This window comes from Aeribacillus composti, assembly GCF_031760945.1.
In the GTDB taxonomy this organism is placed as follows: domain Bacteria; phylum Bacillota; class Bacilli; order Bacillales; family Aeribacillaceae; genus Aeribacillus; species Aeribacillus composti.
On the sequence record NZ_CP134501.1, the window covers coordinates 1,631,615 to 1,649,818 of the forward strand.

General features: G+C 39.0%; 17 protein-coding genes. 10 read left to right on the forward strand and 7 right to left on the reverse strand.

What is annotated here, in order from left to right; translation table 11 throughout:
- Window positions 1–10: 10 nt before the first annotated feature.
- Complete coding sequence (locus tag RI196_RS07975; protein ID WP_066251268.1) at window positions 11–1,228, reverse strand: MFS transporter; 1,218 nt, start codon at window positions 1,226–1,228, stop codon at window positions 11–13.
- 266 nt (window positions 1,229–1,494) lie between these two features.
- On the reverse strand, window positions 1,495–2,532 hold the full coding sequence (locus tag RI196_RS07980) for a metal ABC transporter substrate-binding protein (protein WP_130157977.1): 1,038 nt from the start codon (window positions 2,530–2,532) through the stop codon (window positions 1,495–1,497).
- A gap of 224 nt (window positions 2,533–2,756) precedes the next feature.
- Here RI196_RS07980 and RI196_RS07985 point away from each other — a divergent pair, with 224 nt between their 5' ends.
- The 5 genes from RI196_RS07985 to RI196_RS08005 are packed head-to-tail and all read left to right on the forward strand — an operon-like array spanning window position 2,757 to window position 6,381.
- A complete protein-coding gene (locus tag RI196_RS07985) occupies window positions 2,757–3,530 on the forward strand; it encodes a sulfite exporter TauE/SafE family protein (protein ID WP_094245630.1) in 774 nt (257 codons plus the stop codon).
- Window positions 3,531–3,552: 22 nt separating this feature from the next.
- Window positions 3,553–4,452, forward strand: coding sequence for a LysR family transcriptional regulator (locus tag RI196_RS07990; RefSeq protein WP_063389634.1), 900 nt, complete (start codon window positions 3,553–3,555; stop codon window positions 4,450–4,452).
- 40 nt (window positions 4,453–4,492) lie between these two features.
- Window positions 4,493–5,218 (forward strand): NAD-dependent protein deacylase, encoded by a 726-nt coding sequence (locus RI196_RS07995; RefSeq protein ID WP_144596953.1) that lies wholly within the window; start codon window positions 4,493–4,495, stop codon window positions 5,216–5,218.
- Window positions 5,219–5,226: 8 nt separating this feature from the next.
- On the forward strand, window positions 5,227–5,688 hold the full coding sequence (locus RI196_RS08000) for a DUF6884 domain-containing protein (protein ID WP_130157983.1): 462 nt from the start codon (window positions 5,227–5,229) through the stop codon (window positions 5,686–5,688).
- A 27-nt stretch (window positions 5,689–5,715) separates the two neighbouring features.
- Complete coding sequence (locus RI196_RS08005; RefSeq protein ID WP_269467019.1) at window positions 5,716–6,381, forward strand: potassium channel family protein; 666 nt, start codon at window positions 5,716–5,718, stop codon at window positions 6,379–6,381.
- A gap of 735 nt (window positions 6,382–7,116) precedes the next feature.
- Here RI196_RS08005 and rnjA read toward each other — a convergent pair.
- Both rnjA and RI196_RS08015 read right to left on the reverse strand, forming a co-directional pair.
- On the reverse strand, window positions 7,117–8,784 hold the full coding sequence (rnjA, locus tag RI196_RS08010; RefSeq protein ID WP_063389638.1) for a ribonuclease J1: 1,668 nt from the start codon (window positions 8,782–8,784) through the stop codon (window positions 7,117–7,119).
- 6 nt (window positions 8,785–8,790) lie between these two features.
- Window positions 8,791–9,000 carry a DNA-dependent RNA polymerase subunit epsilon gene (locus tag RI196_RS08015; protein WP_063389639.1) on the reverse strand — a complete coding sequence of 70 codons (210 nt, stop codon included), beginning with the start codon at window positions 8,998–9,000 and terminating at the stop codon, window positions 8,791–8,793.
- Between the two features lie 375 nt (window positions 9,001–9,375).
- Here RI196_RS08015 and RI196_RS08020 point away from each other — a divergent pair, with 375 nt between their 5' ends.
- Window positions 9,376–10,146 carry a Cof-type HAD-IIB family hydrolase gene (locus RI196_RS08020; RefSeq protein ID WP_311067227.1) on the forward strand — a complete coding sequence of 257 codons (771 nt, stop codon included), beginning with the start codon at window positions 9,376–9,378 and terminating at the stop codon, window positions 10,144–10,146.
- 177 nt (window positions 10,147–10,323) lie between these two features.
- On the opposite strand, the gene def is transcribed toward RI196_RS08020, so the two are convergent.
- Both def and RI196_RS08030 read right to left on the reverse strand, forming a co-directional pair.
- A complete protein-coding gene (gene def / locus RI196_RS08025) occupies window positions 10,324–10,878 on the reverse strand; it encodes a peptide deformylase (RefSeq protein ID WP_063389641.1) in 555 nt (184 codons plus the stop codon).
- A gap of 97 nt (window positions 10,879–10,975) precedes the next feature.
- The gene (locus tag RI196_RS08030) at window positions 10,976–11,110 is read right to left on the reverse strand and encodes a YjcZ family sporulation protein (RefSeq protein ID WP_130157987.1); all 135 of its coding nucleotides are present in this window, start codon (window positions 11,108–11,110) and stop codon (window positions 10,976–10,978) included.
- A 518-nt stretch (window positions 11,111–11,628) separates the two neighbouring features.
- Here RI196_RS08030 and pdhA point away from each other — a divergent pair.
- From pdhA to lpdA, 4 genes are all read left to right on the forward strand, one after another.
- Window positions 11,629–12,750 carry a pyruvate dehydrogenase (acetyl-transferring) E1 component subunit alpha gene (gene pdhA / locus RI196_RS08035; protein WP_063389642.1) on the forward strand — a complete coding sequence of 374 codons (1,122 nt, stop codon included), beginning with the start codon at window positions 11,629–11,631 and terminating at the stop codon, window positions 12,748–12,750.
- A gap of 2 nt (window positions 12,751–12,752) precedes the next feature.
- Window positions 12,753–13,730, forward strand: a complete 978-nt coding sequence (locus RI196_RS08040) for an alpha-ketoacid dehydrogenase subunit beta (RefSeq protein ID WP_063389643.1) — start codon at window positions 12,753–12,755, stop codon at window positions 13,728–13,730.
- 74 nt (window positions 13,731–13,804) lie between these two features.
- Window positions 13,805–15,103: a dihydrolipoamide acetyltransferase family protein gene (locus RI196_RS08045; RefSeq protein ID WP_063389644.1), complete on the forward strand. Its 1,299-nt coding sequence runs from the start codon at window positions 13,805–13,807 to the stop codon at window positions 15,101–15,103.
- Between the two features lie 3 nt (window positions 15,104–15,106).
- Window positions 15,107–16,522 (forward strand): dihydrolipoyl dehydrogenase, encoded by a 1,416-nt coding sequence (gene lpdA / locus RI196_RS08050; protein WP_066251282.1) that lies wholly within the window; start codon window positions 15,107–15,109, stop codon window positions 16,520–16,522.
- 303 nt (window positions 16,523–16,825) lie between these two features.
- On the opposite strand, the gene RI196_RS08055 is transcribed toward lpdA, so the two are convergent.
- Complete coding sequence (locus RI196_RS08055) at window positions 16,826–18,046, reverse strand: IS110 family RNA-guided transposase (RefSeq protein WP_063388609.1); 1,221 nt, start codon at window positions 18,044–18,046, stop codon at window positions 16,826–16,828.
- Window positions 18,047–18,204 lie beyond the last annotated feature (158 nt).

Consider the following 18,204-nt stretch of genomic DNA (forward strand, 5'->3'; position numbering starts at 1 on the left):
TGTAAAAATGTTAAGATGTCCATTCTTTCAGCTTTTGATCGGAAGGTAAAAGCATGGAGAGCATGCCGATAAATGGAAGAAAGCCGCACGCGATCATAACTGGCTTTAAGCCGAATAAGTCCGCGAGAGCACCGAGCACGACTGATCCTAAAGCGCCTAAACCGAAGGCAAGACCGACCATTAAGCCTGATGCAGTTCCGATTTTTCCAGGCATTAGCTCTTGTGCGTATACGACAACTACAGAAAAGCTTGACAAAATAATAAAACCGTTAATGAGCATTATTGGAATTGCCCAAAATTCATTCACATAAGGCAAAATGACCGCCAGCGGAGCTGATCCGAGCATTGAGAAAGCAATGATATTCCGTCTTCCGAAACGATCTGAAAGCGGCCCTCCTAAAAATGTTCCGATTGCACCTGCTGCTAAAAATATAAAAATATATAGCTGTGTTTTGCTGATGGAAAGTCCATGTTCATGAATTAAATAAAAAGGGTAAAAATTAGTGATTGCTGCATGATACCATGAACGAGCAAAAACTAAGAAGATAAGCAGCATAAGTCCAATTTTCACTTGCTTTTTTCGAGCGGCAGGAACTTGCACAACGGCTTTTTTTGCGCTTGTTTTTTTTCGGCTGTCGAGCTTTTCCTTATACCAATTTGCAATGTATAGAAGGACGATGACGGCCATGCCGGCAATTAAAGTAAACCAAATCGCGCCAAATTGTCCCATAGGGACGAAAATAAGAGCTGTCATAATGGGAGCAAGAGATTGTCCGGCATTACCTCCAACTTGAAAAATGGATTGGGCGAGCCCTTTTCGTTCTCCCGCTGCTAAATGTACCACTCTTGAACCTTCCGGATGGAAAACGGCTGAACCGATTCCGACGAAAAATACCGAAACTAAAACAATCCAATAATTAGGTGCAAAAGCAAGTCCCAACATGCCGAAAAACGTACACGTAAGCCCGATGGGCAGCAAATAAGGCATCGGCTTTTTATCTGTATAAAACCCGACAGCAGGCTGAAGCAAAGATGCCGTTAGCTGAAGGCTGAATGTAATGAATCCAAGCTGCATATATGTAAGATTCATTGATTTTTCCAATATAGGGAAAACTGCTGGAATAACAGCTTGAATCGAATCGTTTAGAAGATGAACAAATCCGATAATAAATAATATTCTGTATAATGTAATTTGACCCATATTCTGTTTTTGAACAGCTGCTTCCATTTTGGTTTCTCCTCTCATATTTATTCGTATGTCTAAATATTTTACTTGATTTTACAAAAATATGAAATAAAAAAGTTTAACGATTTACAGTAGTTTTATTATGTCAACTTAGTATATATAAAGGTCTGTCTAGAAAGTCAAATTTCCATTTGAAAACAAAAAACTCATAAACATCGATATAGCAACGTTTTCTAAAGCATGAAAGGGGGCATCAATAAGCCAAAAAAGACTCATTGGACAGCCCCCTAAAAGCGTGCAAATAGTATTTAATTTAAAGCTTCAGATAACGTTTCAAGATTGCGTTTCATAATGCTGAAGTAGTCTTCGTTATTTTTTAAATCTGTTTCCGAAACACTTTCTAAATTATGTAGCGTTAATGATTTGGCACCAATTTCTTGTTGGATGATTTTTGCTACCTTTTCAGATACATTTTGTTCAAAGATCACATGTTTTAAATGATGTTTTTTCGATAGTTCAATGATTTTGACAAGCTGCTTTTGACTAGGCTCATCTGTTGGAGATAATCCCGATATTGGAATTTGTTCAATATCGTAGCGGTCTTCCCAATAACCATAAGCAGCATGAGCCACAAGAATATATTTTGTTTTCGATTTTTTAATTGTTTCTTGAAATGATTGATCCAGTTCTTCAAGATCTTGTTTAAGTTGAGCGAAATTTTGTTCAAAATATTCTTTTTGATCAGGAGCCGCTTCCGTTAAAGCGTTCTTGATGTTTTCCGCAAGAGTAATGGCCCTATTTGGATCAAGCCATACATGAGGGTCAACATCTCCATGTGCATGATCGTGTTCCTCTTCGTTTTGGTTCCCATGTTCTTCTTCATGATCTGAATCTTCTTCATGATGTGAATGCTCTTCTTCTCCACTTTCATGGTCATGTTCATCTTCGGACGCACTTAATAATGGGATTCCTTCAGCTGCTTTTACAATTTTGACATTGCCGTCTTTCAGCGTTTTTTCTGCCTTATCGGCAAATCCTTCTATACCAGCTCCAGTATAGATAAATAAATCCGCTTTCGCGATTGCTTCCAAAGTTTTTAATGTAGGTTCATACGTATGGGCTTCTACATTCGGCGGGTAAACACTTTCGACGTGAACGTATTTACCGCCGATTTTTTTAGTGAAATCTGTCAGTGGATAGATTGTTGTATAAATTTCAATTTCTTTTTGATTGTTTTTGTCCTCATTATGATTGTTCGTTTCGGAAGCATTGTTGTTATTTTGGTCGCAGCCGATAGGAAAGATTGCAAGCATTGCCATTAAAAATGCAAAAAAGACTTTTTTCATCGATTTGAACTCCTTTCAAAATATATGTATACCCCGCTGTATTAAATCGTAATGATTTCGATTTAATTATATATAACATTTTCTAAATGGGCAAGGCTAGAAGCACTAAAAACAAAAATATCACAAACTATAACATTTTGTTATACCCCATGTTGAATAAGCATTTCACACCAATCCTTCTCACTGGTACCCTTTAATTAGGATATTAACAGAGGTGAACTTGAATGGTGGAAATGGTTTTGCTGCTCGCTCTTGGACTTTTGTCAGGCGCTTATGGGGTAATGGTGGGAGCAGGGGGAGGATTTGTGTTTGTTCCTGCTCTCTTATTGCTGTTGAAATTGCCTCCTGAAATTGCAGCTGGTACGGGTCTTGTTGTGGTTTTTCTCAATTCCATATCAGGGTCGATGAATTATATACGGCAAAAGCGTGTTCATTTTTCTATCAGTTGGCCGATCATCTTCGGCTCCATCCCGGGAACGTTTATCGGCACTTGGCTGTTGGGAATTATTTCACCCGACTTTTTTTATTGGATATTTGCCGCTGCTTTATTCATGCTCGGGATGTTTTTGCTTTTAAAAAAAGCTCCGGAAGAGCCGGAACATAGTATGAAAGCAGGTTTTTTCAATGAGGGCAGAAACCGTTTAAAAGCTGTTTTTTTATTCATCATCGGACTTTTGTTGGGAACTTTATCGAATTTTTTTGGAATTGGCGGCGGATGGTTGCTCGTCCCCATTTTAATTTATTTATTGAAGATTCGTCCTCACGACGCAACTGCGATTTCTCTTTTTGCATTATCGATCTATTCACTTGTTGGTGCGCTGAATCAAATTGCATTAGGGAATGTTAATTGGACGGCCTGCTTGTGGGGCGGTATAGGAGTGATGATCGGCTCTCAACTGGGAGCTATCTTATCAACAAAAGTGCCTGGAAAATGGATTTTGCAAATGTTGTCTTTTTTGCTGATAGGTGTTAGCATGAAGTTGTTTTTAAGTGTTTAAATTGTAAGGAAGTGATTCCGAATTGGATTTGGAAAGTTTAAAAATGTTTTGTCTTGTTGTTGAGGAAGGGAGCATCAGCCGTGCTGCAAAGCTTGTCTATGTGTCCCAGCCGGCTGTTACGAGAAAAATCCATCAACTAGAGGATTATTATGGAACCCCATTGTTTGACCGTTCGAACGGAAAAATGACTTTGACAAAAGCCGGCAAAATGTTATATCCGATTGCCAAAAATATTGTGGAAGAAATTCAACAATCAAAAGAAGCAGTAAAGGAAATAACCGGACACAAAGATTTTACACTAAGTGTCGGAGCGACGTTGACAATTGGGGAATATCTTTTGCCTAGTCTGCTCGGAAAATTTAAAAAAGAAGTGCCAGATGTAAAGCTTTCATTAGCGATTTCTAATACTCCGGGCATTATTGATCGGCTTGTTGACCGCAAAATTGATATCGGATTTGTAGAAGGAGTTGTAGAAAACAGCATTTTTCATGTAAAAAAGCTTGTCGATGACGAGCTTATTTTAGTATGCGGAAGAGAGCATCCTTTGAAGGAGAAAAAACAAATTGACATTGAAGAGCTGGCAAAAGAAAAAATGATCTGGAGAGAAAAAAATTCAGGAACCCGTCTCATTATCGAAAATACTTTAAAAAAATATGGGGTGTTAGATAAAATAAATTATTATATGGAGCTAGGAAGCACGCAGGCTGTAAAAGCTGCTATAGAATCCGGACTGGGAATCGGCTTTTTGCCGAGGATTACGGTGTCAAGAGAACTGAAATACGGCTACTTACATGAATTGAAAATAAAAGATGTGGAAATTAAACGGCATTTATCGATATTGTCTCGGACTGAACGGTTCCGCAAAGAAATTGTTGACGAATTTATTGATTTCATTTATAAAAAAATGGTAAGTTCAGGTTAAAATAATTGTTTTCACAATTAATAAAAAAGGATGAAAAAAGATGGCTTTGATATCCGAAATCGCTGATCTTTTGCAACAATCTGAACATGCTGTTGTATTTACTGGCGCAGGGATGTCCACTGCCAGCGGAATTCCGGATTATCGTTCAAAAACTGGTTTGTGGCGCAAAAAGGATCCGAGTAAATTGGCAAGCATTGAAGCGATGGAGACAAACCGTGATGAATTTATTCAATTTTATAAAGAACGCCTTCAATTATATAAAAGCAAATCTCCGAATGAAGGACACTACTTGCTGGCAAAATGGGAAAAGGAAGGGAAGATTCAATCGATTATTACTCAAAACATTGATGGGTTCCATCTCTTAGCAGGAAGCAAAAACGTAATTGAACTTCATGGAACACTTCAAACGTTTCACTGCCACAATTGCGGCCAACGCTTTTTAAATGATGTATACTTGAAAAATCAATATTATTGCGGCTGCGGGGGCTTTATTCGTCCTTCCATTACACTGTTCGGAGAGCTGCTTTCGGAAGATGCTTTTAGAGATGCGGAGCTTGAATGTGAAAAAGCAGACGTTATGATCGTGCTTGGTTCATCTTTAACAGTTCGGCCAGCGAACGAAATACCGTTCTTGGCAAAAAGGATGGGAGCGGTATTAGTGATTGTCAACCAAGAACAAACAGACTTCGATGAATGGGCTGATTTTGTTTTTCATAACGATATTATACAATTTTTGAATGAATTGAATAATCGATTGAACAGGTGAAATGTTAAATGAGAAGGATTTGTGTCATACCTTGCGGAACAAAAAAAGTATGGGATAAAGAGCCCAGTGCAGGTGCTGTTTCCGCAGAAAAAGCGTATATAGGAGTTTTTCACCGCCTTTGCCAGGCGTATGCTAAAAAATTTTTCGATGAATGGGTGATTTTGTCTGCCAAGCATGGCTTTTTGCGGCCAAATGATTTTGTGCCTGGTCCTTACAATGTTTCCTTTAGCATGAAAAAGCATCCTGAATTAATTACAATCAACCAATTGAAGGAACAAGCGGTTGAAAAAAATTTGTTAGATGTAGATGATATTGTTCTTTTGGGAGGAAAGAAATTCCGTCCATATATAGAACAAGTGTTTACAAATAAGACAGCTTTTCATTATCCTCTTTCCGATTGCAAAGGAATAGGGTTTATGCAGCAAAAGTTGAAACAAGCGATTGATTTTGGCCAAGAAATACAAGAATAATGTCATTCAAGTTGTAATGGGGGAGTATTGATGAAAAAGGAGTTTGCCGTAATCGGGTTGGGGCGGTTCGGCGGAAGCATTTGCCGAACGTTATCGGAAGAAGGAGCAGAGGTGCTTGCCATTGATGTGGATGAGGATCGAGTAAACGAATTTGCCAATATTGTTTCACATGCTGTTGTAGCGGATACAACGGATGAAGCCGTATTAAAAAGCTTGGGAATCAGAAATTTTGATCATGTGATCGTAGCCATCGGCGACAATATTCAAGCGAGCATTTTGACAACCATTATGTTGAAAGAACTAGGAGTTAAGCATATAACGGTGAAGGCTCAAAACGACTATCATGAAAAGGTTTTGTCAAAAATAGGAGCAGATACAGTTGTTCACCCTGAACGGGATATGGGGCGGCGGCTTGCCCATAATCTTCTTTCGAACAATGTGTTGGACTATCTTGAGCTGTCGGAAGAGCACAGCATTGTTGAAATTGCTGCTAACCGCAACATTGCCGGTCATTCTCTCATCGAGCTCGATATTCGTGCGAAATACGGAATCAATATTGTTGCGATTAAACGAAATAACGAAATTATCGTATCGCCGCAAGCTACAGAAGTAATCAAGGCAGGAGATATTTTAATTGTCATCGGAGCTGATGTCGATATTGATCGGTTTGAAAAGAAAGTGCTAGGAGAATAATGAAAACTTATATACATTCTTTCGGAGCTTTAAATGTTTCATCCGCATGGGCAAAATCAAAATCTACTGAAGAATGAACTGAACTTATCCAGTCAAGTAAAAACAATCATTTGAAGCTTACATGGTAATTGAATGAGAAGCAGCTGTCTAGAATGCCCAAAGACAGTTCTTCTCATTCTTTTTTTGTTTGCCGGCTCAAAATCCTTGCTTATTGCAAGAATGTCGTTGTTTTTTCTGGCAATCGAATACATGTCTTCTTTAACTACAAATTGATTTCTTTATTATCTCCCTTTACTGCTGCCACTTGCAGCACCTGCTCCTGAAAAATTCTGATTATGACATTAACCAAGTCGAATTTTTTCATGAAATGTTTTTCAAATGATTGCGTATAAATTTATATGATGGCACAAACGTACATAAAATGTCTTTCTGCTCTTCTATTAAACACTTGTATATCGAAAAAATTAACCATAAAACTTTTCGGTATTTTTCATTTACATGTTTTGATCTCCGTCTTTCTTCTCTTCAAGCACTCACTTTTTCGTTTTTTTATAAGAACTTTTAGCTGACGGCTGCCCGCTTTAAAACCATCTACCTAAAAAAGCAAGAGCGGCCGGATGCTTCGTGTTATGAGCCGACAAAATAACAACTGGACATTTTTGCAAAATAAATCCCTCTTATGTTAAACAGTACGTTCCACTGTCAACACAAGAGGGATCGATCACAAGTTATTACTTAAATTTCCATTATAATTGGCAAGATCATCGGTCGGCGTTTCGTTTTTTCATATAAAAACGGAGCGAGTGTATCGGCGATTTCATTTTTGATTTCCGACCACTGCGTAGTTCTTCTTTCCAATACTTTATTTAAGTGCTTAGTAATCAGTTCTTGGGCATCTTTAATTAAATCTCCGGATTCTCTCATATAAACGAAGCCGCGCGATATAATGTCAGGTCCTGCAGCAATTTTGAACTCTTTCATATTGATGCTGACGACAACGATTACGAGTCCTTCTTCAGATAAAATTTTTCGGTCTCTTAACACAATGTTTCCAATGTCGCCAATTCCGCTTCCGTCAATATAAACGGATCCGGATGGAATTTTACCGGCAATGGATGCTTCGCGGTCGTTCATCGCCAGCACATCTCCGTTATCCATAATAAAACAGTTTTCCTTTGGAACTCCGCAATCGACAGCTAGTTTCATATGCATGATCTGCATTCTATATTCTCCATGAATCGGCATAAAATATTTTGGCTTCATTAGCCGCAGCATTAATTTTTGCTCTTCCTGTCCGCCGTGGCCAGACGTGTGGATGTCATTTAACGACCCGTGAATTACTTCCGCACCGGCGCGGAAAAGCAGATTGATCGTTCTTGAAACCGATAAAGTGTTCCCTGGGATGGGCGATGATGAGAAAACGACCGTATCGCCGGGAATAATTTGGATTTGCCGATGAGTTCCATTTGCAATTCGGGACAGAGCGGCCATTGGTTCGCCTTGGCTTCCTGTACATAAAATCACGACCCGATGAGCGGGCAGACGGTTTATTTCATTTGCATCAACAAACGTATCTTTCGGGCAGCGAATATACCCGAGTTCTTGACCAATTTGGATAGCTGCTTCCATACTTCTTCCAAAAACAGCTATTTTTCGATTGTTTTTAACAGCTGCTTCAGTTACTTGCTGAAGTCGATGAATATTGGATGCAAATGTTGCAAAAATGATGCGGCCGCTTACTTTTCGGAAAATGTCGTGAATGCTTTCGCCGACCCTTCTTTCAGACATTGTAAATTCAGGAATTTCACTGTTTGTGCTGTCCGATAAAAGACAGAGCACACCTTCTTTGCCGATTTCCGCCATTTTAGTTAAATTTGCAGGTTCCCCGACTGGAGTAAAATCAAACTTAAAATCTCCTGTATGAACGATATTTCCTGCGGGAGTTTTGACAACAATTCCATATGAATCTGGAATGCTGTGAGTTGTACGGAAAAAAGTTACGGCAGTTTTTCTGAACCGAATCACATCATCCTCCTGGATGATGTTTAGTTTAGCTTGTCTTAAAAGTCCATGCTCTTCAAGCTTATTGCGAATCAGTCCGATCGCCAGTTTACCGCCGTAGATTGGTACATTAATTTCCCGCAGCAAATAAGGTATACCGCCTATATGATCTTCATGGCCATGTGTGATGAACAAGCCTTTAATTTTTTCTTGGTTTTTTACTAAGTACGTATAGTCCGGAATCACATAGTCAATCCCTAGAAGTTCGTCTTCTGGAAACTTAATTCCAGCATCAATTAAAATGATTTCATCTTGAAATTGCACACCGTACGTATTTTTTCCGATTTCGCCCAATCCGCCGAGGGCGAATGCTGCTACTTGGTCTCTTTTTACAAATTTCATATACTATCATTTCTCCAATACAGAAAAATTTTCGCTTTGTTTTTCAAATTCATAAAACGGACCGCTAATCGGTTGAATATATTCTATGTTTATGGAGCGGCCTTTTAATTTTTCACGAACTTCTCTTTCTGATTCCGCTTCAACGAAAAATGTTTTCGTTCTTTCCCGAACAGGCGGTTCATTCGGGTTTTCCTGATAAAAAACTTTAAACATCATTTGCGTAATCTCTCCTTACTTTCCATGTTAAACTAGCTTTTATTATTATAGTCGATTCTGATGGCAAATCCAACCTTCATTGAAAATAACGAAAACCGGGCTAAAGCCGCCCGGTTTCTTTAAGCAATCGATTTTCTGCGAAGCAATTGCTTCCACTGTTTTTTAATTTTTTTCTTTAAACGTTTTAACATATCAACTCCTCCTTCAATAAGATGTCAAAGTCGAGTCCGATTGTATTTACTTATATTATATGCTATTTTTTTATTTTTTTTATGGCTAAACGTGGAAAAGCTCTATTGACATAAAGCGTTTGCATACTATACCGTTTTGTTTAGTGTAGATAAGGTTTTCACGAAAGAGAAAAGGAGATTGAACATGGGGAAAAAATTTATTTTTTTTGATATAGACGGTACTTTATTGGATCATGATAAACGTTTGCCGGAATCTACTCTTGACGTGGTCTCCCGTTTGAAAAAAGCCGGACATCACGTCGCCATCTCAACCGGCCGCGGCCCTTTTATGTTTAAAAAGCTAAGAGAAGAGCTCGGAATCCATTCTTATGTCAGCTATAACGGACAGTATGTTGTGCATGAAGGAGAAGTCATTTATGAAAATCCTTTGAAGGTCGATGCGTTGGAGCAATTAATCGAAGCGACTGAAAATACTGATTACCCGCTTGTATTTTTGAGTGAAGAAGATATGAAAGCAAATGTGGAAGATCATCCGTTTATTCATGAAAGTTTGAAATCTTTGCACCTCTCGCATCCTGAGTGCAGACCTGATTATTTTCAAGAAAAACATATTTACCAAGCGCTTTTGTTTTGCAAAGAAGGAGAAGAAGAACAGTTCAATATTTCTGAAGAGATAAAATTTGTCCGCTGGCACCAGCTTTCAACTGATGTTGTTCCAAAAAAAGGATCGAAAGCAGAAGGGATCAAAAAGATAATGGATATGCTTGGCGTTAGCCGTCAAGATGTGGTTGCTTTTGGAGACGGTTTGAATGATATAGAAATGATCTCGTTTGCTGGAACAGGCGTTGCTATGGGTAATGCTGTTTCGCATGTGAAAAAAGTAGCTGATTTTGTTACAAAGCCTGTTGATGAAGATGGAATATTTTATGCTGCAAAGCAATTGCAGTTGATATAAATCCGAAGCTAAACTCAAAAAAATGCCTTGCAAAGGCGATTTCAAATGGTAGTGTGCACAAAAAATTTCTCTTTATGAACAAAAAATCCCGAAAGAACTATTCGGGATTTTTTGCATGGATTTTCGTTTTGCTTCAAAATATTCCGCGGCTTGGATGCCGGGCGCTAACTTCTGGCTTCATCTGTCAATTGGAGTTGCATTTTCCGGTTCTTTAAAAGGATTCTCTTTATTGATCCGATCATAAAACATAATGCCGTTTAAATGATCTATTTCATGCTGAAACACAATAGCGACAAGACCTTTTAAACGAAGGTCGACTTCATTGCCTTCAAGGTCAACCCCTTTGACGCGGATGCGTGCATAACGCGGAACATATCCTGGAACCTCTCTGTCAACGGAAAGGCATCCTTCACCGCTTGTTAAATAACTTTGTTCCACCGAATGGCTTACAATTTTTGGATTGAACAGACCGTACGAATATAATTTTCCTTTTTCATCCGTCACATGAACGGCAATCATTCGTTTTGATACATTAATTTGCGGGGCGGCAAGACCGATCCCAGGCCGCAATCCATATTTTTCTGCAATCTCTGGATCTTGACTGTTTTTTAAGTATTGAAGCATCTCCGCTAAAATTTTTTTCTCCTCTTCAGAAGCGGGCAATTCCACTTCCTTGGCAACTTGACGAAGAGTTGGATGTCCTTCCTTAATAATATCTTCCATTGTAATCATTGCTAATCACTCCTGAACCTATATCAACAAATTTCATTATACATAAATCTTTTAAAAGAAACAAAAAAGAATTGCCCGAAAATCGGACAATCATCAATTAATAGTTTAAGCAGGCAGCGCCAACAATAATGAGCAAAATAAAAAGCACAGCGATCAATACAAATGTCCAGTTTGAAACTGGAAAATATCCGTATGATGGGTAATGATAAGACGGATTGTAATAATAATGCATCTCTTTCACCTCCACATAAGGACTCCATATCGCCTTATTTAGGGCAAATGTCTATATCATCGTATGATGAAGCAAAATAAAGGTATAGACGTTTGCCTAGAAGACTTCCTTATTTATATAAATTCTTCTGTAATTTATATAGAGAAGCAACACGCTCTCCAGATAAATGATTCGCTTCCGTCTGTATCTGTAATAGTGATACAGAATTATCTGTTGTATTAGTACAGATTTAAAAGTAAAAATATTTCCAATTATCTTGAAAGCGTTTTATATATTGTTTTAAAAATAAACAAATTAATTGACGCATGTGAAAAAAGGGTGTACACTATGAAGTGAAATCGATGTGTATTACTATTTTAAATAAAAAAATTAATACAGTTTGTAAAGCGATCTTGCAATGTACTTGACGATTTTGGCAATTAAAGATCCGCAATGTGTGTCTCTATGAACAATTTGGGGTAATCTAGTTTTATGGATGAATTTAAAGGCTGAGAAAATGAAACGAAGAGGTGTGTTGAATGGCAAAAAAGGCGAAAAATGTTGTCGTTGACAGCGAAAAGCAATTTGATGCGATTCGCAAGGAATTCCAAACGTTCCAAATTTTAAACGAAAAAGGCGAAGTCGTGAATGAAGATGCGATGCCTTCCCTTTCTGATGAAGAATTAAAGGAATTAATGAGACGAATGGTATTTACCAGAGTGTTGGATCAGCGTTCAATTTCTTTAAATCGTCAAGGTCGTTTAGGTTTTTACGCACCGACTGCCGGACAAGAAGCATCACAAATTGCTTCTCATTTTGCCTTGGAAAAAGAGGACTTCATTCTCCCGGGCTATCGTGATATACCGCAGTTAGTTTGGCATGGATTGCCTTTGTATCAAGCATTTTTATATTCCCGCGGGCATTTTCATGGAAACCAAATGCCTGAAGACGTAAACGCTTTTTCACCGCAAATTATTATCGGCGCCCAATATGTGCAAGCTGCAGGGGTAGCATTAGGCTTGAAAAAACGCGGCAAAAAAGCAGTTGCTGTTACGTATACAGGTGATGGAGGAACGTCTCAAGGCGACTTTTACGAAGGAATAAACTTTGCTGGGGCATTTAAAGCACCTGCTATTTTCATCGTTCAAAACAACCGGTTTGCAATTTCAACACCTGTAGAAGTGCAAACTTCAGCTGAAACACTTGCACAAAAAGCTGTTGCAGCTGGAATCCCTGGCATACAAGTAGATGGAATGGATCCGCTTGCTGTTTATGCAGCTGTGAAGGAAGCGCGTGAACGGGCAATAAACGGTGAAGGTCCGACATTAATTGAAACATTATGCTACCGCTACGGTCCGCATACAATGGCAGGAGACGATCCAACGAGATATCGGGCAAAAGAGCTTGATGACGAGTGGGAGGCAAAAGATCCGCTTGTTCGTTTCAGAAACTTCCTTCAAGCAAAAGGATTGTGGAGCGAGGAAGAAGAAAACGAAGTTATCGAAAAGGCGAAAGAAGATATAAAAGAAGCAATCAAAAAAGCGGATGAAACTCCAAAACAAAAAGTGACAGACTTAATCAACATTATGTTTGAAGAAGGAAGCTGGCCTTATAACCTAAAAGAACAATATGAAATTTATAAAGAGAAGGAGTCGAAGTGAGCATGGCGCAAATGACAATGATTCAAGCAATCACTGATGCGTTGCGTACGGAACTGAAAAACGACGAAAATGTGTTAGTATTTGGGGAAGATGTTGGTGTAAACGGCGGTGTGTTCCGTGCAACAGAAGGACTTCAAAAAGAATTCGGCCCAGACCGAGTTTTTGATACACCTCTGGCAGAATCAGGAATTGGCGGCTTGGCAATCGGTTTAAGCACACAAGGCTTTCGTCCGGTAGCTGAAATTCAATTCTTCGGTTTTGTTTATGAGGTTATGGATTCCATTTCTGGACAAATGGCGCGTTTGCGTTATCGCTCCGGGGGCCGCTGGCATGCTCCGATCACCATTCGTTCTCCTTTCGGCGGCGGCGTTCATACCCCTGAGCTTCACGGGGACAGCTTGGAAGGCTTGATGGCGCAGCAGCCTGGTTTAAAAGTCGTTATTCCTTCCACCCCTTATGATGCAAAAGGGTTGCTTATTTCAGCAATTCGGGATAATGATCCGGTCATTTTCTTGGAGCATATGAAGCTTTATCGTTCCTTCCGTGATGAAGTTCCGGAAGAAGAATATACAATTCCGATCGGCAAAGCGGATATAAAACGTGAAGGGAAAGATATTTCGATCATCACTTACGGGGCAATGGTGCATGAATCTTTAAAAGCTGCTGACGAACTTGAAAAAGAGGGCTTTTCAGCAGAAGTGATCGATTTACGAACAGTAAGTCCGCTGGATATAGAAACGATTATTGCTTCAGTAGAGAAAACAAACCGCGCGATTGTCGTGCAGGAAGCCCAAAAACAAGCAGGAATTGCTGCTAATGTTGTTGCAGAAATTAATGAAAGAGCGATTCTTAGCTTGGAAGCTCCAGTTTTCCGCGTGGCAGCTCCGGACACTGTCTATCCATTCTCACAAGCGGAAGATGTATGGCTTCCAAACTACAAAGATATCGTTGAAACGGCTAAAAAAGCATTGAATTTCTAATTGGCTAAAAAGAGGAGCATCATCTTTTCTTCTTTTCGGCCATCAACTGAAAATTATTTAGGAGGTTGAAATCTGTGGCTTTTGAATTTATAATGCCGGATATCGGTGAAGGCATTCATGAAGGTGAAATAGTAAAATGGTTTATCAAACCTGGTGATGAAATCAATGAAGATGATGTTCTTTGTGAAGTGCAAAATGACAAAGCAGTAGTTGAAATCCCTTCCCCTGTAAAAGGAAAAGTATTAGAATTAAAAGTGAATGAAGGGGAAGTTGCAACTGTCGGTCAAGTATTAGTCACAATTGATGCTCCAGGTTATGAAAATCAATCAAAAGGCGATGAAAGCGGTGAAGCAGCAAAAGAAGAAAAGCCTTCCACAGAAGAGCAAAAAGTGGAAAGCAACGCTTCACAGTCTGCTTCAGAAGACGTAGATGTTAACCGACGCGTTATTGCAATGCCATCCGTCCGAAAATATGCGCGTGAAAAAGGCGTTGATATTCGATTGGTACAAGGCTCAGGAAACGGCGGGCGCATATTGAAGGAAGATATTGATGCTTATCTGAAAGGTGGACAAGAAGAAGCAAAACCTGTTGAAAACGTGGAAAAAGAAGCTGCAACAGGCGTATCGGCAGGAGAAAAAGCAGCGCCGGCTCCGGTTGTCCTTGAAGGAGAATTCCCAGAAACCCGCGAGAAAATCAGCGGTATTCGAAAAGCAATTGCAAAAGCGATGGTTAAATCGAAGCAAACTGCGCCACATGTAACATTAATGGATGAAGTCGATGTAACAGAGCTTGTTGCACATCGGAAGAAATTTAAAGCTATTGCGGCAGAACAAGGCATTAAGCTTACATATTTGCCTTATGTTGTCAAAGCTTTAACATCGGCACTGAAAAAATATCCAGTATTAAACACGTCGTTTGATGATGAAACAGAAGAAGTTATTCATAAGCACTATTACAATATCGGAATTGCAGCTGATACGGAAAAAGGACTTTTAGTTCCTGTTGTCAAACATGCAGATCGAAAATCGATTTTTGAAATCTCTGCAGAAATTAATGAATTGGCAACAAAAGCGCGTGAGGGCAAACTTACTCCAAATGAAATGAAAGGCGCATCATGCACGATAACCAATATCGGTTCCGCTGGCGGCCAATGGTTTACTCCTGTCATTAATCATCCAGAAGTAGCCATTCTAGGTCTCGGACGCATTTCTGAAAAACCGGTTGTGAAAAACGGAGAAATCGTTGCAGCCCCTGTTTTAGCGCTGTCTTTAAGCTTTGACCATCGAATGATCGACGGTGCAACTGCACAAAATGCGCTTAACCATATTAAGCGTTTATTGCATGATCCCCAATTATTACTAATGGAGGCGTAATAAATGGTAGTAGGAGATTTCCCGATTGAAACTGACACTCTCGTCATAGGAGCTGGTCCCGGCGGCTATGTGGCTGCAATAAGAGCTGCGCAATTAGGGCAAAAAGTTACGATCGTTGAAAAAGGATCTCTTGGCGGCGTCTGCCTCAATGTTGGATGTATTCCTTCTAAAGCATTAATTAGTGCAGGACACCGTTATGTAGAGGCTAAAGAATCAGAAGATATAGGAATAAAAGCTGAAAATGTAACACTAGACTTTTCTAAAGTGCAAGCTTGGAAAGAAAGTGTCGTCAAAAAACTTACAGGCGGTGTTGAAGGCCTTTTAAAAGGGAATAAAGTTGAAATTGTAAAAGGCGAAGCATATTTTGTTGATCGCAACACCGTCAGAATCATAAACGAGAATTCAGCTCAAACGTATAAATTTAAAAATGCAATCATTGCAACTGGCTCCCGTCCAATTGAAATTCCAAGCATTAAATTTTCTGAGCGAGTCATTGACTCAACAGGAGCGTTGTCCCTGCAAGAAGTTCCGAAAAAAATGGTTATCATTGGCGGGGGAGTCATTGGCATAGAGCTTGGAACTGCTTATGCGAATTTCGGCACTGAAATTGTGATTATTGAAGGAGACAAAGAAATTCTTCCAGGATTTGAAAAACAAATGACAGCTCTTGTAAAAAGAGCGTTGAAGAAAAAAGGAAATGTCGAAATTCATACTAGCGCACTTGCAAAAGGTGTTGAAGAAACAAAAGACGGAGTAAAAGTGACATTTGAAGCGAAAGGAAAAGAGCAAGTAGTGGAAGCGGACTATTGTTTAGTTACAGTAGGACGCAAACCAAACACTGATGAACTTGGTCTCGAACAAGTCGGAGTAGAAATCGATGAAAAAGGCTACATTAAAATTGACAAACAGTGCCGGACAAATATTTCAAATATTTATGCTATCGGCGACATCGTTCCAGGACCTTCACTTGCTCATAAAGCTTCATATGAAGGGAAAATTGCTGCAGAAGCGATTTCTGGAAAACCTTCTGAAATCGATTATAACGGAATTCCTGTCATTGTCTTCTCAGAACCTGAGTTGGCTTCTGTCGGATATACGGAACAACAGGCTAAAGACGAAGGAATTGACATTGTGGCAGCTAAGTTTCCATTTGCAGCAAACGGCCGCGCATTGTCATTAAATGCAACCGATGGATTTGTAAAATTGATTACACGAAAAGAAGACGGCCTTGTTATTGGGGCTCAAATCGCAGGTGTCAGCGCATCAGATATGATTGCTGAACTTGGACTTGCGATCGAAGCAGGCATGACGGCAGAAGATATTGCCTTGACAATTCATGGCCACCCGACATTAGGAGAAATTGCAATGGAAGCTGCCGAACTTGCACTTGGAACACCGATTCATATTATAAATAAGTAATGCAGCCCAAAGGGGGCAGTCTAATAAGTCGTTTTTTCGGCTTATTGACTGCCCCTTTTAATGTTATAGAAACGTTGATATATCGGTGTTTATGATTATTTGTTTTCAATGGGGATTTGACTTTTTGGACAACCCCTTTCTTACCTCTAGTCAAGTATTTTTTATTAAATAATTTGGTTAATATAGATTTTATTTTGGAAGGAAGGGGGACCCCTTCCTTCCAAAATAAATTTTCGCATGACAAATAGACCTCACGATTTCCATTTTTTTCGTCAGGTCTTTGTGATATAATCTTACTTACGATTACTGATGCATTGTTGCCTTTTCGTAATCGTATTTCAGATTATGTGTGATAAGGTGATAAGCCGATTTCAAGAACTTATTCACGCATGCTATGGACGCAACTTTATGAGGTTTCCTCTGGGGTTGCGTTTTTAATTTATCATAATAATCTACAATATGATTTTGTGTGTTTTTCCGTAGTTGGATCATGGTCTGGATCATGTAAAATAGAATCTTTCTAAGTTTGTTATTTCCTCTTTTATTAATCTTGTCTTTATAAAAGGTATTCCCAGATTGATATCTCATAATATCAATACCGACGTAAGCATTCAGTTGTTTATGGTTTTTGAATCGTCGAATATCTCCTAATTCTCCAATTAAACGAACTGCAGTCGTTTCTCCGATTCCTGGAAATGAAATTAAAATCTGATACTCTTGTTTATCTTTCGATAATTTAACCATCTTTTGGACAAGTTGATCTCTTTTCTCCTTCAAGTCTGCAATCCGTTTGGCATAATCCCGCACTTGTTCACAGCGAATATCATCTTTTGAAATTGCTGGATACGCTTCTTTTGCTGCTTCGATTAAAGCGATCCCTTTTTCTTCAGCACGTGCCAATGATAAGTTTTTTCTTGTGTTGGCTTTTAAACGATTACGAATCACTGTTTTTGAACAAACTAACACATGATCCGGATGAGGGTATAATTGAACGACATTCAAAAATAAAGCAGAACGTTTACTGAATAGCTTTTCTAACTCGGGAAAACTCAATTGTAGAATCGCATGTAAACGACTATATAAATGCGTCATTTCACTACTTAATTCATCATAATATCTCGTCATTGCACGCATTTGTTTATAATATTCCCCTTCTTGATAAGTTTGTTCACGTTCAACTCTAAAGTGAGTTTTCGCAAGTTCATGAGCGTCGCTTTTATCTGTTTTTTGTCTCCTCATTGAAGCCATTTGAATATTCGCTTCGAGTGGGTTAACTCGATAATACATATAACCTTGATCACCTAAGAATCGTTCTAGTGGTTTTGAATATACGCCTGTTGCTTCAAAGACAATATCAGGTGCCTGTGCATCTTTTTGTGTTAAAGATATAAGGGTTTCGTTTAATTTCTCGAAAGAGTAGCGGTTATGGGTTATTTCACCCTCATATTCGCATTGACGATAACGGTCATAAATGACCATTGTACTTTTCCCCATACTGACATCAAATGCCACTACGTGTTTCATATTTTCTGCCTCTCCTTTTTAGCCAAACATAGAAGTTCTTCACATTGCCTTATTGATTCCATTTTCTTATACACGGTCTCTTCGGACCCAACATACTAAACTGATTCAAATAAGGATGTGAAGTTGGTCTGTTTTTAATACGGACTCTATTTGGTCCC

Bases quoted from the DNA above. Each gene is read 5' to 3' on its own strand.
- RI196_RS08020 (WP_311067227.1), top strand. From the start codon at position 9,376: ATGGGGAAAAAATTTATTTTTTTTGATATAGACGGTACTTTATTGGAT.
- RI196_RS08015 (WP_063389639.1), bottom strand. From the start codon at position 9,000: ATGATGTTTAAAGTTTTTTATCAGGAAAACCCGAATGAACCGCCTGTT.
- RI196_RS07985 (WP_094245630.1), top strand. From the start codon at position 2,757: ATGGTGGAAATGGTTTTGCTGCTCGCTCTTGGACTTTTGTCAGGCGCT.
- RI196_RS08040 (WP_063389643.1), top strand. From the start codon at position 12,753: ATGGCGCAAATGACAATGATTCAAGCAATCACTGATGCGTTGCGTACG.
- RI196_RS07975 (WP_066251268.1), bottom strand. From the start codon at position 1,228: ATGGAAGCAGCTGTTCAAAAACAGAATATGGGTCAAATTACATTATAC.
- RI196_RS07995 (WP_144596953.1), top strand. From the start codon at position 4,493: ATGGCTTTGATATCCGAAATCGCTGATCTTTTGCAACAATCTGAACAT.
- lpdA (WP_066251282.1), top strand. From the start codon at position 15,107: ATGGTAGTAGGAGATTTCCCGATTGAAACTGACACTCTCGTCATAGGA.
- RI196_RS07980 (WP_130157977.1), bottom strand. From the start codon at position 2,532: ATGAAAAAAGTCTTTTTTGCATTTTTAATGGCAATGCTTGCAATCTTT.
- rnjA (WP_063389638.1), bottom strand. From the start codon at position 8,784: ATGAAATTTGTAAAAAGAGACCAAGTAGCAGCATTCGCCCTCGGCGGA.
- RI196_RS08055 (WP_063388609.1), bottom strand. From the start codon at position 18,046: ATGAAACACGTAGTGGCATTTGATGTCAGTATGGGGAAAAGTACAATG.
- RI196_RS08030 (WP_130157987.1), bottom strand. From the start codon at position 11,110: ATGCATTATTATTACAATCCGTCTTATCATTACCCATCATACGGATAT.
- pdhA (WP_063389642.1), top strand. From the start codon at position 11,629: ATGGCAAAAAAGGCGAAAAATGTTGTCGTTGACAGCGAAAAGCAATTT.
- RI196_RS08000 (WP_130157983.1), top strand. From the start codon at position 5,227: ATGAGAAGGATTTGTGTCATACCTTGCGGAACAAAAAAAGTATGGGAT.
- def (WP_063389641.1), bottom strand. From the start codon at position 10,878: ATGATTACAATGGAAGATATTATTAAGGAAGGACATCCAACTCTTCGT.